This is a genomic window from Achromobacter marplatensis (genome assembly GCF_049060505.1).
Lineage (GTDB): Bacteria > Pseudomonadota > Gammaproteobacteria > Burkholderiales > Burkholderiaceae_B > Achromobacter > Achromobacter marplatensis_A.
This window is the reverse complement of record NZ_JBMGRB010000004.1, coordinates 554,444-568,266: the sequence shown is the minus strand read 5'-3', so window position 1 is coordinate 568,266 and position 13,823 is coordinate 554,444. Positions and strand designations below refer to the sequence as shown.

15 protein-coding genes are annotated in these 13,823 nt (G+C 65.4%); 5 read left to right on the top strand and 10 right to left on the bottom strand.

The genetic code is table 11. From position 1 onward, the window contains the following. Positions 1-57 precede the first annotated feature (57 nt). The 9 genes from ACI0FO_RS13735 to gpmA form a co-directional block, all read right to left on the bottom strand. On the bottom strand, positions 58-486 hold the full coding sequence (locus ACI0FO_RS13735) for a hypothetical protein (RefSeq protein WP_416027395.1): 429 nt from the start codon (positions 484-486) through the stop codon (positions 58-60). A 536-nt stretch (positions 487-1,022) separates the two neighbouring features. Beyond that, the gene (locus ACI0FO_RS13730) at positions 1,023-2,435 is read right to left on the bottom strand and encodes an FAD-binding oxidoreductase (protein WP_416027393.1); all 1,413 of its coding nucleotides are present in this window, start codon (positions 2,433-2,435) and stop codon (positions 1,023-1,025) included. Then, positions 2,432-3,151 (bottom strand): FadR/GntR family transcriptional regulator, encoded by a 720-nt coding sequence (locus tag ACI0FO_RS13725; RefSeq protein ID WP_416027392.1) that lies wholly within the window; start codon positions 3,149-3,151, stop codon positions 2,432-2,434. Before ACI0FO_RS13725 ends, ACI0FO_RS13730 begins: the two co-directional genes overlap by 4 nt. Before the next feature lie 79 nt (positions 3,152-3,230). Next, positions 3,231-4,427, bottom strand: coding sequence for a GGDEF domain-containing protein (locus ACI0FO_RS13720; protein WP_416027390.1), 1,197 nt, complete (start codon positions 4,425-4,427; stop codon positions 3,231-3,233). A 140-nt stretch (positions 4,428-4,567) separates the two neighbouring features. Continuing rightward, positions 4,568-5,323 carry a HesA/MoeB/ThiF family protein gene (locus tag ACI0FO_RS13715; RefSeq protein WP_416027389.1) on the bottom strand — a complete coding sequence of 252 codons (756 nt, stop codon included), beginning with the start codon at positions 5,321-5,323 and terminating at the stop codon, positions 4,568-4,570. After that, on the bottom strand, positions 5,320-6,765 hold the full coding sequence (locus tag ACI0FO_RS13710; protein WP_416027387.1) for a S41 family peptidase: 1,446 nt from the start codon (positions 6,763-6,765) through the stop codon (positions 5,320-5,322). The genes ACI0FO_RS13715 and ACI0FO_RS13710 overlap by 4 nt, the downstream gene beginning before the upstream one ends. Positions 6,766-6,849: 84 nt before the next feature. After that, positions 6,850-8,445: a murein hydrolase activator EnvC family protein gene (locus tag ACI0FO_RS13705; RefSeq protein WP_416027385.1), complete on the bottom strand. Its 1,596-nt coding sequence runs from the start codon at positions 8,443-8,445 to the stop codon at positions 6,850-6,852. Between the two features lie 14 nt (positions 8,446-8,459). Continuing rightward, positions 8,460-8,603, bottom strand: a complete 144-nt coding sequence (locus ACI0FO_RS13700) for a hypothetical protein (protein WP_416027383.1) — start codon at positions 8,601-8,603, stop codon at positions 8,460-8,462. Between the two features lie 31 nt (positions 8,604-8,634). Then, entirely contained in the window at positions 8,635-9,387 is a 753-nt protein-coding gene (gene gpmA / locus ACI0FO_RS13695) for a 2,3-diphosphoglycerate-dependent phosphoglycerate mutase (RefSeq protein WP_105555955.1), read from the bottom strand. 184 nt (positions 9,388-9,571) lie between these two features. On the opposite strand from gpmA, the gene ACI0FO_RS13690 reads away from it, so the two are divergent. Genes ACI0FO_RS13690 through ACI0FO_RS13670 form a run of 5 tightly spaced genes read left to right on the top strand, consistent with a single transcriptional unit; the run spans position 9,572 to position 13,019 of the window. Next, positions 9,572-9,994, top strand: a complete 423-nt coding sequence (locus ACI0FO_RS13690; RefSeq protein ID WP_169271583.1) for a rhodanese-like domain-containing protein — start codon at positions 9,572-9,574, stop codon at positions 9,992-9,994. Positions 9,995-10,042: 48 nt separating this feature from the next. Further along, the gene (grxC, locus tag ACI0FO_RS13685) at positions 10,043-10,300 is read left to right on the top strand and encodes a glutaredoxin 3 (RefSeq protein ID WP_088588734.1); all 258 of its coding nucleotides are present in this window, start codon (positions 10,043-10,045) and stop codon (positions 10,298-10,300) included. Positions 10,301-10,339: 39 nt separating this feature from the next. Beyond that, positions 10,340-10,879: a protein-export chaperone SecB gene (gene secB, locus ACI0FO_RS13680; RefSeq protein WP_310035309.1), complete on the top strand. Its 540-nt coding sequence runs from the start codon at positions 10,340-10,342 to the stop codon at positions 10,877-10,879. Positions 10,880-10,894: 15 nt separating this feature from the next. Further along, a complete protein-coding gene (locus ACI0FO_RS13675; RefSeq protein ID WP_416027380.1) occupies positions 10,895-11,977 on the top strand; it encodes an NAD(P)H-dependent glycerol-3-phosphate dehydrogenase in 1,083 nt (360 codons plus the stop codon). Between the two features lie 49 nt (positions 11,978-12,026). Continuing rightward, positions 12,027-13,019, top strand: a complete 993-nt coding sequence (locus tag ACI0FO_RS13670) for a Bug family tripartite tricarboxylate transporter substrate binding protein (protein WP_416027378.1) — start codon at positions 12,027-12,029, stop codon at positions 13,017-13,019. Positions 13,020-13,262: 243 nt separating this feature from the next. Here the strand turns inward: ACI0FO_RS13670 and ACI0FO_RS13665 are convergent, their stop codons facing one another. After that, positions 13,263-13,733: a tRNA (cytidine(34)-2'-O)-methyltransferase gene (locus tag ACI0FO_RS13665; protein WP_088588732.1), complete on the bottom strand. Its 471-nt coding sequence runs from the start codon at positions 13,731-13,733 to the stop codon at positions 13,263-13,265. Between the last annotated feature and the right edge of the window lie 90 nt (positions 13,734-13,823).

Below are 13,823 nucleotides of genomic sequence, written 5' to 3'. Positions count from 1 at the left end.
GAGAACCCCGTTAGGATAAAAACACATGTGTTACCCATGTCTCCGAACATGTGTCACCTATGTCCCCGGTCCGTACACGCGATTGGCGTTGCCGTTCTTATGCAGGGTTCGCCGCGCTCCACCCATCCTACGATTGAAGGCCAATGCGCCATCGGAGACGAATTCGCGGTTGAAGATCAATGCGCCGTCGGAGATGAATTCGCGGTTGACGATCAATGCGTCGTCGGAGATGAATTTGCCGTTGACGATCAATGCGCCGTCGGAGATGAATTCGTGGTTGATGATCAATGCGTCGTCGGAGACGGATTCGCGGTTGACGGTCAATGCGTCGTCGGAGACGGATTCGCGGTTGGCGATCAATGCGCCATCGGAGACGAATTCGCGGTTGAAGATCAATGCGCCGTCGGAGATGAATTCGTGGTTGGCGATCAATGCGTCGCCGGAAATCAATTCACGGTTGACGATCACCGCATGATTGGCGATCAATTCACCGTTAACGATAATCCCTCAAAAGAACGACATCGCCGGCCCCTATCACCGGCCTCCCTTTTAGACGGGTGGCGCGCGTACTGGTGCGAAAAAACAAGCAGCTATCGGCCGCGCGCCACCCGTCGCTCCACCTCCCCACCTGACGGCGGGGCCACCAGAAAACCACCCATCAAAAGCGCGCAAGCGCCCACCGCGACAACACCCCGACAACGCGTATGCAGAAAGCGTCCGCCCGCGCGGATGCTTGAGGCGGGCCCCGCAAACCTCGTCAGTAAACCGCACCCTAGCAACGCGCAAACCAAGACGGCGCAGCTCGTCGCCGGGGTTGGGTGGGTGGCGCGCAACCTTGATGCGCCCGAGGGAATCTGAAGGCAGCGGCCGCAGGCCGCAACGAAGATGACGAGAGGGCAGTCCGGAGCGAAGGCTCCGGACCGCAATCGTGGGCGCGCGCCACCCACCCAACCCCGGCGACGAGCGCCCCACGAAGATCCAAAGACGTCCCACGAAGACCTAAAGACGCCCCACGAACACCCCTACAGCAACTTCCCCGGATTCATAATCCCCGCCGGATCCATCACCTTCTTGATCTCCCGCATCAACCTCAACTCCACGGCATCCTTGCTATGCAGAAAATGCTCCCGCTTCAACTGCCCGATCCCGTGCTCCGCTGAAATGCTTCCGCCATAGCGATTCACTTCATCCAACACCGCATCCGTAATCGCCGCACCGTTTACCGCCACCCAATCCTTGTCGGCTCCCGCCGGACGCGACAGGTTGTAGTGCAGATTGCCGTCGCCGAAGTGGCCGAAAATGAACGGGCGGATATCGGGGTATAGCGCGCGCACGCGTGCCTCTGCCGACACCATGAACGCCGGAATGCGTTCGATCGGCAGCGACACGTCGTGCTTCAGGTGCGGACCGTCCGCGCGCTGTGCTTCCGAGATTTCTTCACGCAACTTCCATAGCGTCTGCAGCTGCGACAGCGACGCAGAGACCGCGGCGTCCAGGCACAGGCCGCGTTCCAGCGCCGTGCCGATCACGCTTTCCAACAGCGTCGTCAGGCCCGCCTCGTCCGCCGTGTCAGCCAATTCCACCAGCACATACGCCGGGTAACGCTGATCGAATGGTTCCTGCACCCCTTCGGCGTGCGTCAGCACCAGATCCAGGCAATCGCCCGAAAAGTACTCGAACGCCTGCAGGCGCGCGCCGCACTGCTCGAACAGAATCTCGAACAACTGCAGCGCCTGCGCCGGCGACTCGACGGCCGTCAGTACCACCGAACGCACGTCCGTGCGCGGGAACAGCCGCAGCGCCACCGCCGTGATCACGCCCAGCGTGCCTTCGGAGCCAATCAGCAACTGCTTCAAGTCGTAGCCGGTGTTGTCCTTGCGCAGCGTGCGCAGGCCGTTGAAGACCTCGCCCGTGGGCAACACGGCCTCCAGGCCCAGCACCAGTTCGCGCGCCATGCCGTAGCGCACCACATTGACGCCGCCGGCGTTGGTCGCAACGTTGCCGCCGATCTGGCTGGAATCTTCCGCCGCCAGGCTCAACGGCAGCAGACGCCCCGCGTCCTGCGCCGCGCGGCGCAGATTGCCCAGGATGGCGCCGGCTTCGGCCACCATCGTGTTAGCCACGGTATCGATGGAACGCACGGCGTTCATGCGGTCCAGGCTAAGCACCACATTCTTCGGGCTGCCATCCGGCGTCGCGCCACCGCACAGGCCGGTATTGCCGCCACGCGGCACCACCGGCACGCCTTCCTGCTGGCACAAGGCCAGGCAAGCGGCAACGTCGGCAGTGGTGCGCGGGCGCACGACGGCTTGGGCGTGGCCGTTGTACAGGCCGCGCCAGTCGGATAGCCAGGGCGCAATATCCGCGTCGGCGGTATAGACAGTGTCGGGGCCCAGGGCCTGGGTCAGGCGTTGCGTGAAGTCGGATGCGCTCATGGTGTCTGCGTTGCCGCGGAAAAGAGGGGATCGAGTTGCAGGCGGCAGGCCGCCTGCTGCAAATGGAAGACCGCCGCCTGGCGGGCCTGTTCGGGATTGCCTGCGCGGATGGCCTCGAACACGGCGACGTGCTCCTGGTGCACCGCCGCAGTCAGCCCCTCCTGCAGGCGGCTGTTGGACCGCGCGGTGCGGACCGCCAGCCGCAATTGCAGATTCAAATACTGCAACAGGTCTTGATAAGTACTGTTATGCGTGGCCGCGGCGATGGCGATGTGAAACGCCACATCGTGTTCCACGCCGTCGTCGGGATGGTCAAGATGGGCCTCCAGGTTGGCCAGCGCCTGCGCCATGGCGCTCAGGTCGGCGGCATTGCGCCGCAACGCCGCCAACGCGGCCGCGCCCCCTTCCAGCTCCATCCGCAATTCGTAGACGCCGGCCAATTGGCCACGATCCACGCCGATGCCGCTGGATACCTGGAAGCCCTGGCTGCCGGTGCGCGACACCACCGTGCTGCCGGAGCCCTGCCGGCTCTGGATCAAGCCTTGGGCGCGCAGGCGTTCCGTCGCCTCGCGGATCACGGCCGCGCTGACGCCGTATTGCCCGGCCAAAATACGGCCGGACGGCAATTTGGCGCCGACCGGATGCACGCCATCGGCGATGTCCGTAGCAATCTGGCGGGCGACTTGTTCGGTCAAAGTCAGTGTCTTGGTCAGCATGACGCGATTATAGGCAGATTTTTCAGGTTATCTGATAACTTTGGCGGCGTTTGCCCGCGATCCAGGGGCGCCTACCGGTTCAAACCGTGGCAGGTGCCCCGTTGGCGCCAGCCGTCGCCGTCGCTTCCGCGTCGTCGCTACCGACGATTTCGCAGCAGCGGCCGCCCCGCGCCTTCGCGCGGTACAACGCGGCATCCGCGGAATCCAGCACGGCCTGCGGGCTGCGATTGGCGCTGGAAATAATCGAAATCCCGATGGACAGCCCCACGCTGACCCGCGTGCCGTCCGCCAGCGAGATGGGCTGAGAGGCGTCGTGCAGCAGATGTTCGCCCAGTCGCAGCGCCGCCGTGGCGTCGATGCCCGTCACCAGCACGATGAATTCGTCGCCCCCGATCCGGGCTGCAACGTCGTCCACTCGCAGCATGCCGCGCATGCGTTGGGCGACGGTGGTCAACACCTGGTCGCCGGCGGCGTGGCCGTAGGTGTCGTTGATGCGCTTGAAGTCGTCCATGTCCATGTACAGCAGCGCGACATGGCTGTCGTGCGCCCGCGCGCTGGCGCAGACGCGCTCCAGCGCCACCTGCAGCCCGGTTCGATTCGCCAGGCCGGTCAGCGCATCTTCGTTGGCGCGGCGTTCGCTGTCGCGCTCGGCCAGCATGGTCGACACCAGGATGCGGTTCAGCCGATGCGACGCGATGCTCATGCTGACCAGGTAGAACGGAATCTGGATGAAGACGATGGCAGTAACGTATTCGCCGGTAAACAGCGCGCCCAGGCACATGGGCCCCAGGCTCAAGAAGATCATTGCGCCAACCAGGCGGGGCGCGCCGTAGTTGCGAAAGCAGATGCCGCCCGCCATCGCGCCGCAGGACACCCCCGCCAGGGTAGCCGCCAGCCAATCCCCATTGAGAAACGTAACGAACACGCCATAGCCCACGCTGAACGCCCACAGCAGCGCCAGCAGGATGTAGATGTCGGTATGGGTGTTGCCGCCCTTGGGCGCGGCGCGCAAGGCGGCGCGCAGGATCGTGACCCGGACGATGGCCAACACCACCTCCAGCACCAGCCACGAAATGTACAGGGGCTCGGGGCGGCGCCAGGTGACCACGCCCGAGATCATCAGGGTATTGATCACGCCGCCGGCAAAGATGGGAAGCGTGCCGAACAGGCTGGCGATCAACGCCGCGCGGATATCCGCAGGCGTATCCTGGCCCGCGTGCGTCAACCATTGCGTCAGGCGCCACTTGGGCAAGCTGAACTTCAGTCCTGTATCCACACCGTCACGTCCATCGCCATTACCTGTATTGAGTAGGCTGGCTGGCGTTATAGCAGGTATTTCAAGCCTTTAATATTGTCCCAAAGGGCAATAAGCTCCCGGCACGACAAGGATTTTTCGGCTGGCGCCGCAGCCTGGCTTCAGTGCCCGCGATGGCTGCAAACCGCGCATTCGGGGTCGCGCTGGACGTTGACGCTGCGCCATTGCATGGTGCGCACGTCAAGCCAGAGCAAACGGCCGGACAGGCTTTCACCCACGCCGGACAGCAGTTTCAGCGCTTCGGCTGCCTGCATGCTGCCGATGATGCCGACGACCGGGGCGAAGACCCCCATCGTGGCGCAGTTGGCTTCTTCGACGTCGTCCGCTTCCGGGAACAGACAGTGGTAACAGGGCGCGTTGTCATCGCGCAGGTCGTACACGCTAACCTGCCCGTCAAAGCGAATGGCCGCGCCGGACACCAGCGGCTTGCGGTGTTGCACGCAAGCACGGTTGATGGCGTGGCGGGTGGTGAAGTTGTCGGTGCAGTCCAGCACCAGGTCGGCGGCGGCGACGGCGTCGGATAGCGACTGGTCTTTCAGGCGTTCGACCCGGGCATGCACCTGCGCCTGGGGATTGAACGCCGCCAGCATGTCGCGCCCGGACTCGGCCTTGGGCCGGCCGACGCTGGCAGTCGTATGGAGGATCTGGCGTTGCAGGTTGCTGAGTTCGACCACATCGTCGTCAGCCAGGGTGATGTCGCCCACGCCGGCGGTGGCCAGGTAGAGCGCGGCGGGTGAACCCAGTCCACCCGCCCCTACGATGAGCACACGCGCCGCCAGCAGTTTTTCCTGCCCTTCGATCCCTAGCTCGTCCAGCAGGATGTGGCGGGCGTAGCGCAGCAGTTGCTCGTCGTTCATTTGTCCTTGCTGGGCTCGACTCCGGTCGGCGTGATCTTCATGCGCGTGGGCGTGCCGCCGCCGGCCTTGGCGTCAGCCTTGGCCTGCGCGCGGGCCGAGCCCTTTTGCACCGGCTTGCCGGCCAGCACGTTCAGCGCCTGCTGCAGCTGGAAGTCGTCCTTGCCGCCGAATTCGAACACCTTGGTCGGAACGTCGACGTTGTCCTGTTCGGAATTGGACTTCACTTCGTTGGACGTACCCGGGTTGGACAGGTGGCGTTGCAGGTCGGCTTCGCGCGGCAGGCGGAACAAGTCGCCGTCGGCCGTATCGGCAACGACGTAGTCCGGTTCGATGCCGGTCGCCTGGATGGAGCGGCCGTTAGGCGTGAAGTAGCGCGACGTGGTCAGCTTGACCGCAGTGGTTTCGGACAGCGGCAGAATGACCTGCACGGAGCCCTTGCCGAACGTGCGGTTGCCCAGCACCTTGGCGCGCTTGTGGTCTTGCAGCGCGCCGGCCACGATCTCGGAAGCCGAGGCCGAACCCACGTTCACCAGCACCACCATCGGCACGGTCTTGGTCCAGGCCGGCAGGCCGGACAGGTAGTTGCTTTCACCACGAGCGTATTCCGACGGCGTGGCCAGATACTTGTGGCGGGCGTCGGGCGTGCGGCCGTCGGTGGACACCACCAGGGCGTCGGCCGGCAGGAAGGCGCCGGACACGCCGATGGCGCTGGTCAAGAGGCCGCCCGGATCGTTGCGCAGGTCCAGGACCAGGCCCTTGAGTGGCTCTTTGGCGCCCAGGTCCTTCAGTTCCTTGGCCAGGTCCGAACCGGTCTTTTCCTGGAACTGCGCGACGCGGATGTAGCCCACGCCGTTGTCCAGCATCTTGCTGCGCACGCTGCGCACCTTGATGATGTCGCGGACGATCTTCAGCACGATGGGCTGGGGACGGTCGGCGCGCATGATGGTCAGCGTGATCGGCGACTTGGGCGCGCCGCGCATGAGCTTGACCGCGTCGTTCAGGGTCATGCCCTTGGTGGGCGTGTCGTCGATCTTGATGATCAGGTCGCCGGCCATGACGCCTGCGCGCGCGGCGGGCGTGCCTTCGATCGGCGAAATCACCTTCACGAAGCCGTCTTCGGCGCCGACTTCGATGCCCAGGCCGCCGAATTCGCCTTGCGTGGCCGTCTGCATTTCGCGGAAGGCGTCGGCATCCAGGTAGGCGGAATGCGGGTCCAGGTTCGAAACCATGCCGGAAATGGCATTGTCGATCAGGGTTTTGTCGTCGACCGCCTCGACGTAGTTGTTCTTGATGGCGGCGAACACGCTGGTCAGTTGCCTGAGCTCGTCCAGTGGCAAGGGACTGCCGCGCTGGGCGACGGCTGTCACGCCAACACTAAGCAATACGCCAGCCACCGCACCGATGGCTATCAGACCGAAACCGCGAAACTTGCGAGTGCCCATGCACACTTCCCGAATTTTGTTTTCGCCGATGGGGTTTGGTAATTCACCAACGGTTATTTACCAACGACAATTTTGCCAATGCCCCTACTGGGCCAGCCATTGGGCCGGATCCACAGGAGCGCCACGATGGCGAATTTCAAAGTATAGGCCGGATTCCACTTGGCCGCCGGTTGCCCCTACCGTAGCAATAGTATCGCCACCTGTCACTGAATCTCCCACTCGTTTGAGCAGACTTTGGTTGTAAGCATAGACCGTCAGGTACTGCTGGCCATGATCCACAATGATGAGGTTGCCAAAACCGCGCAGCCACTCGGCGTAGACGACGGTGCCCGGAGCCACCACTTTGACGGGGGTGCCTTCCGGCGCGCGCAGCACCACGCCACGCCAGACACCGCCGTCCGGGCGGTCGACCCCGAAACGGCCTTGCACCTGCCCGCGCACCGGCATGGCCAGGCCATGCTTCAAGCCGTTGCCCCCGCCCAGCGGCACGGCGCGGGTGGCCTGCTGGGCCGATGCGGTGCGGGTTGGAGTGGTTTCGGCTTCGGCGGGTTCCGCCTTTTTGGGAGAATCCGCGGGTTTCGTCGATGGCGGCGGCGTGTCGGCCGGATCCGTCAGCCGGGTGTGGCGCTGTTCAGCCGGGCGTAATCCGGCGGCGTCCGGGTCGGCCACGGCGACGGGGCCGCGATTCTGGCGCGACGCCGTCTCGACTTGTTCGCGGGCCTGGGCCGCTTCCTGGGCGTCGCGGCTGTCGCGATCGCGCCGGGCGGCGGCGTCGGCCGCCAGCTTGCGGTCTGCCTCGGCCTTCTTGCGGGCTTCGTCCGCGCGGCGTTGCGCGTCGGCGCGCTTCTTGGCGTCTTCGGCCGCGCGGCGGGCTTCTTCCACCCGGCGCGCCTCTTCGGCCTTCCTGCGCGCCTCTTCAGCTTTGCGGGCTTCTTCGATCTGCTTGGTGATCGCCGCGTCCAGGTCGGTGATCAGGCGCGACAGGCGCTGATCGTCGCGGCCCAGCTTGTTGGCTTCGGCGCGCTGGGCGGCGATCTGCCCTTCCAGTTGCGCCAGCAGCGTGGCGCGCTCTTTCTGCTGCCCAACCAGGGCGGTCTTCTGTTCGGAGGTTTCGGCCACGACCTTTTCGATTTCGCCGCGGCGCGCATCGGCGCGCGCCTGCAAGGCGGCCAAACGTTCGATGTCGGCCCGCAGCGCCTGCACGGCATTGGCGCGGGCCTGCGACACGTAATCCAGATAGCCCAGGTTGCGGCCCAGCACCTGGGGATCGTCGCCGGACAGCAGCGCCGTCCAGGGCGACACGCCGCTGGTGTATTGGGTGCGCAGCTGATCGGCAAGCTCGGTGCGGCGCTTTGCCAGCACGGCCTCTTGCGCGCCAATCTGCTTTTCCAGGCTGGTCAGATCGGCCTGCGCCTGGCGGTTGGCTTCGCCCAACTCTCGCAAGCGCAGGTTGATCTTGGAAATCGCGGATTCCGACTGCTTGAGCGCGTCGGCCGCTTCCTTGCGGGCAGCCTCGCGGCCGTCGATGTCCTTTTGCAGGCTTTCGATGCGGTCGCGCAAGGCGGCCTGCTGGCGTTCGGCGTCGGACTGGCGCCCGGCAAGGTCGTTGGGGGCCGCGCGGGCCGACAGCGCCCCACCCGCCAACATGACCGCCAACAACAACCCTGCCGTGTGACGCATAGAAGGACCTGCTCTCACCGGAAGGAGCCTCGCACAAACTGGAAATCGGGGGCCAGGCCAGGCGTGGCCGACGCCGCGCGGCCTGCACCACGCAAGGTGGCCACCACGACGCCTGGCGCCCGAGTGCCAGCCTGCCCGGAGGGTGATTGCGCAATCATGCGAGGTTCCATCTGGGGTGAACGGGTCCTTTTAGTCCTTCTTGGCCTTGCCCTGGGCGGCCACGGCAGCCATGGCCGCCTCGATCTCGGCGGCATCGCCCAGATAATAGTGGCGGATGGGGCGCAGGTCATCATCCAATTCGTAGACCAGCGGCTGGCCGGTCGGAATATTGAGGTTGACGATGTCGTCGTCCGACACATTGTCCAGGTGCTTGATGAGCGCGCGCAAGCTGTTGCCGTGGGCGGCGACCAGCACCTTGCGGCCGGAGCGGATGGCCGGGGCGATGGATTCGTTCCAGAACGGCAGCACGCGGGCGACGGTGTCTTTCAGGCACTCGGTAGCCGGCAACTGGTCGGCCGGGATCTTCGCGTAGCGGCTGTCAAAGCGCGGATGGCGTTCGTCGTCCAGCGACAGCGGTTCCGGGGCGATGGCATAGGCGCGGCGCCAGACCAGGACCTGCTCGTCGCCGTACTTGGCGGCGGTTTCGGCCTTGTTCAGGCCTTGCAGCGCGCCATAGTGGCGTTCGTTCAGGCGCCAGTTCACGCCGACGGGAGTGTACATGGCGTCCATGGCGTCCAGCGCGATCCACAGCGTGCGGATGGCGCGCTTGAGCAGCGACGAATAGGCCAGATCGAAGGTGTAGCCCTCTTTCTTCAGCAATTCTCCGGCCTTGCGGGCCTGTTCACGGCCGGTTTCGGTCAGGTCGACGTCGGTCCAGCCGGTGAAACGGTTTTCCAGATTCCATTGGCTTTCGCCGTGGCGCATCAGAACAAGTTTATGCATGGTTTGGCACGCTTTCCGCGCGGGTTAAAGTTAGGGGATGGTTAAAGAATGCGCTCATTTTATAATTGAGTGATTTTGCCCTTGATTTTGCCCCGGCGCACCCGCCCATTTCCCTGGCGCGGCCCCTGAGGCGACGCCAAGGGTTCGCCCCTACCAGGCTTGTCGCCGTACTTCAGGATGCCCCGTGGATCTTCTGCAATTCTTGCTCGATAAAAATAACGTCTTCATCGTCGCCGTCGCCGTGATCTCCGGCGTGATGCTGGCCATTCCGGCGCTCCGCAAGGGGCGCAGCGGCTCGGCCGTCAGCACCGGCGAGGCCATTCAGATGGTCAACCAGCGCAATGCCGTCTGGGTCGACGTGCGTCCCGCCGAGCAATTCCAGGCTGGCCATATTGCCCAGGCACGCAACGTGCCGGCGGCCGACATTGAACAAAAGGCCGCGTCGCTGCCCAAGAACAAGCCGCTGGTCGTGGTTTGCGACAATGGCCGCGATTCCGCCCGTGCCGCGGCCAAGCTGCGCGCGCAAGGTTTCACCGACGTCGTGCCGCTGGATGGCGGCATGCGCGCCTGGTCGGCCGCCAGCCTGCCGGTTACCCAAAAGGGTTGAACCGGGGCGTCCGTCCCCTTCCTTCAAACCCGAATCGCAGGAGCGCCTATGAATAAAGTTGTCATGTATAGCAAGGACTATTGTCCTTACTGCGCCCGCGCCAAGGCTCTGCTCGAGCAACGCGGCGTGACCGACCTGGAGATCATCCAGATCGACCGCGACCCGTCCCAGCGCGATGTCATGATCGAACGTACCGGCCGGCGCACCGTGCCGCAGATCTTCATCGGCGATACCCATGTCGGCGGTTGCGACGACTTGATGGCCCTGGACCGCTCGGGCGGCCTTGCCCCCTTGCTGAACGGCTAATCGCCCTCTCTTTTGCCCCCTCCACCAACGGAAACACTCATGGCTGATCAAGACCAAAACACCCAGCAAGAAGGCGGCAACGACGCGCCCTCGTTCAATCTGCAACGCGTCTACCTGAAAGACCTTTCGCTGGAAATGCCGAACGCGCCTCACGTCTTCCTGGAGCAAGAAGCGCCCCAGGTCGAAGTGAGCATCACCGTGGGCGGCCAGCGTCTGGCGGAAACCGTGTTCGAGACCACGGTCACCGTCACCGTCACCACCCGCATCAACGATAAGGTCGTGTACCTGGTCGAAGGCACGCAAGCCGGCATCTTCGAAGCCGCCAACATCCCGGAAGAGCAACTGGATCCGCTGCTGGGCATCGTCTGCCCGACGATGCTGTACCCGTACCTGCGCGCCAACATCGCCGACGCGATCACCCGCACCTCGATGCCGCCGCTGCACCTGACGGAAGTCAACTTCCAGGCCCTGTACGAGCAACGCCTGGCCGAACTGCAACAGCAGCAAGGCGCGACCAACGGCAATGGCAACGGCAGCGACTCGGGCATCATTCTGCCCCCCAGCGCCACCCGCCAGTAAGCACGCCGCGCCCCGATGAACAATCCCACAGAGCCGCGCCTGCGCGTTGCCGTCCTGGGTGCGGGAAGTTGGGGCACCGCGCTGGCGGCGGCCTCCAGCCGCCGCCACGCCACCCTGCTTTGGGCGCGCGACGCCGCGCAGGCCGCCAGCATGGCCGCCACGCACGAGAACGCGCGCTATCTGCCTGGCATTCCCCTGCCCCAGGCCTTGAATGTCACCTCCGATCTCGACGCCGCGCTGCGCAGCCTGCAAGACGAGGGCGCACGCCGCCTGATCGTGCTGGGCGTGCCCGTGGCCGGGCTGACCGCCATTTGCGGCGAATTGTCGCGCCGGCTGCCCGTCTTGGGATTGCAGGACACCCCTATTGTCTGGACGTGCAAGGGCTTTGAAGCCGACACGGCCAGGCTACCCCACGAAATCGTGCGCCAGGCGCTGCCCGGCGCCGTCGGCGGCGTGCTGTCCGGGCCCTCGTTCGCGCGCGAAGTCGCCCAGGGCCTGCCGGTGGCGCTGACGGTCGCCAGTACCAGCGCCGCCTTGCGTGATGCCACCACCGCCGCCTTCCATGGCGCGGCGCTGCGCGTCTACGCCAGCGCGGACGTCGTGGGCGTGGAAGTGGGCGGCGCCTTGAAGAACGTGATCGCCGTCGCCTGCGGCATCGGCGACGGACTGGCGCTGGGCACCAATGCCCGCGCCGCGCTGATCACCCGCGGCTTGGCCGAAATGACGCGATTTGGCGTGGCGCTGGGCGCCCGCGCCGAGACGTTCGCCGGATTGACCGGCCTAGGCGACCTGGTGCTGACCGCCACGGGCGACCTGTCGCGCAACCGCCGCGTGGGCCTCGAGATCGGCGCCGGCCGCAAGCTGGCCGACATCCTGGCCAGCGGCATCACGGCCGAAGGCGTGCGCTGCGCGCGCGCTGCGCTGGACCGCGCCCGCGCCATTCATGTCGAATTGCCCATCACCGAAGCCGTCTGCGCCGTGCTGTTCGACGGCGTGGCGCCCATGACCGCGGTTTCCGCCTTGCTAGCCCGCGACGCGCGCGACGAAAGCGCGGACGCCGGCGGCCCGCTGGACCCGTCGCTGGGCGGCCATCTGTGACCCCACCCTAACAACAAGACACCGCACCGATTCCGAGGAGACATCCTTCATGACGCAAACCCGCACATTCGGAGTAGGCCCGCTTCTGCGCGCCCTGTGCCTCAGCCTGGCCGCCGCGCTGCCGGCCGCCGCCCATGCCGACTGGCCCGATCGCCCCATCCACATGGTCGTGCCCTTCCCGCCCGGATCGTCGCCCGACATCCTGGCCCGGACGATCTCGGAGCCGCTGTCGCAGGCGCTGGGCCAGCCCATCGTCATCGACAACAAGCCGGGCGCGGGCGGCAACATCGGCACGCGCATCGTGTCGCAGGCCAAGCCCGACGGCTACACGCTGCTCTATACGATCAACGGGCCGCTGGTCACCGCGCCCACGCTGTACAAGAAAACGCTAGGCTACGACCCGCTGGCCGATCTGGCCCCGGTCACGCTGGTGGGCACCAGCCCCAACGTGCTGGTCGTGCCGGGCAGCCTGAAGGTCGATAACGTCCAGGATTTCGTCAAACTGGTCAAAGGCCGCGGCAATTCCCTGAACTACGGGTCCGTTGGCCCCGGCAGCTCGGCCCATCTGGCGATGGAAATGTTCAAGGAACGCGCGGGCGTGGACCTGGCGCACATCCCGTATTCCGGATTCCCGCAGGTCATCACGGCGATCATCGGCGGCGACGTGCAGGCCGGCTTCATGGTGCCCGCCATCGCCGTGCCCCAGGCGCGGGACGGCAAGGTCAAGCTGCTGGCGGTGACCAGCCTGCAACCCAGCGAGGCCCTGCCGGGCATCCCGACGATGGCGTCGCAAGGCTACCCCGACTTCGAAGCCATTTCGTGGAACGCGGTGCTGGTTCCCGCCGGCACGCCCACGCCGGTCATCGAACGGCTGAACAGCGAACTGGCCCGCATCATCGACAGCGAGGCCGTGCGCAAGCAACTGGCCTTGCAGTACTTCACGCCTGCGGCATCCACCCCGGAAGCCCTGACCGCCCGCATCAAGAGCGAAAAGGCGCGCTGGGACCAGGTGATCGACAAACTGAAGCTGTCGCTGGATTAAGCACGGCCGGCGCGCGCCAGCGGCTTGCCTTCGTAGGATGGGTCGTCGGATGGGCCATCGGATGGGTCGTAGGATGGGTGTAGCGCGAGAGGTCTTAAGCAAGAATATTGCTGCCCAGCGCGCGTAACCCATCATGCTGCGGTCATTTCTTGCCCGCTTCAGCCACAACGCAACCGCCGCTTGATGGGTTGCGCGCGCTCGATGCCGGTGTTCTTGCATACGGACTGGCGCGCTTCACCCATCCTACACGCCGCCTTCGAAGCCTTGCTGGCGCCAGGCTTCGAACACGGTCACCGCGACGGCATTGGACAGGTTCAGGCTGCGCTGGCCCGCGCGCATCGGCAGCCGCAGGCGCTGCTGGGGCGCGAACATCGCTTGATGCTCCGCCGACAGCCCCGCCGTTTCGCGGCCGAACACAAACACGTCACCCGGTTTGAAACCGATATCCGCCACGCTGCGCTGCGCCTGCGTGGTCAGCGCGTAGATGCTTGAGGCGTCGGCGCCGGTGTCGTCCAACGCCTCTTGCAGCGTGTCGTGCACGCGCACGGGCTGCCACTCGTGATAGTCCAGGCCGGCGCGGCGCATGCGCGCGTCGTCCAGTTCAAAACCCAAAGGGCGCACCAAATGCAGTTGGGCGCCGGTATTGGCGCACAGCCGGATGGCGTTGCCGGTATTGGGGGGAATCTCGGGGCAGACGAGGATGACGTGGAACATGGCGAATAAGGAACAAGGACGGCGTGCGGCGCCAGAGTGGCCACACAGGCGAATTGTCGCCGATTTGCCGCGGTGGCGCGCTGGCCCGGG

Excerpts from the sequence above, each read along its gene's own strand:
- ACI0FO_RS13665 (WP_088588732.1), bottom strand. The coding sequence starts at position 13,733 with ATGTTCCACGTCATCCTCGTCTGCCCCGAGATTCCCCCCAATACCGGC.
- gpmA (WP_105555955.1), bottom strand. The coding sequence starts at position 9,387 with ATGCATAAACTTGTTCTGATGCGCCACGGCGAAAGCCAATGGAATCTG.
- ACI0FO_RS13715 (WP_416027389.1), bottom strand. The coding sequence starts at position 5,323 with ATGAACGACGAGCAACTGCTGCGCTACGCCCGCCACATCCTGCTGGAC.
- ACI0FO_RS13675 (WP_416027380.1), top strand. The coding sequence starts at position 10,895 with ATGAACAATCCCACAGAGCCGCGCCTGCGCGTTGCCGTCCTGGGTGCG.
- ACI0FO_RS13710 (WP_416027387.1), bottom strand. The coding sequence starts at position 6,765 with ATGGGCACTCGCAAGTTTCGCGGTTTCGGTCTGATAGCCATCGGTGCG.
- ACI0FO_RS13670 (WP_416027378.1), top strand. The coding sequence starts at position 12,027 with ATGACGCAAACCCGCACATTCGGAGTAGGCCCGCTTCTGCGCGCCCTG.
- ACI0FO_RS13705 (WP_416027385.1), bottom strand. The coding sequence starts at position 8,445 with ATGCGTCACACGGCAGGGTTGTTGTTGGCGGTCATGTTGGCGGGTGGG.
- grxC (WP_088588734.1), top strand. The coding sequence starts at position 10,043 with ATGAATAAAGTTGTCATGTATAGCAAGGACTATTGTCCTTACTGCGCC.
- secB (WP_310035309.1), top strand. The coding sequence starts at position 10,340 with ATGGCTGATCAAGACCAAAACACCCAGCAAGAAGGCGGCAACGACGCG.
- ACI0FO_RS13725 (WP_416027392.1), bottom strand. The coding sequence starts at position 3,151 with ATGCTGACCAAGACACTGACTTTGACCGAACAAGTCGCCCGCCAGATT.
- ACI0FO_RS13730 (WP_416027393.1), bottom strand. The coding sequence starts at position 2,435 with ATGAGCGCATCCGACTTCACGCAACGCCTGACCCAGGCCCTGGGCCCC.
- ACI0FO_RS13700 (WP_416027383.1), bottom strand. The coding sequence starts at position 8,603 with ATGATTGCGCAATCACCCTCCGGGCAGGCTGGCACTCGGGCGCCAGGC.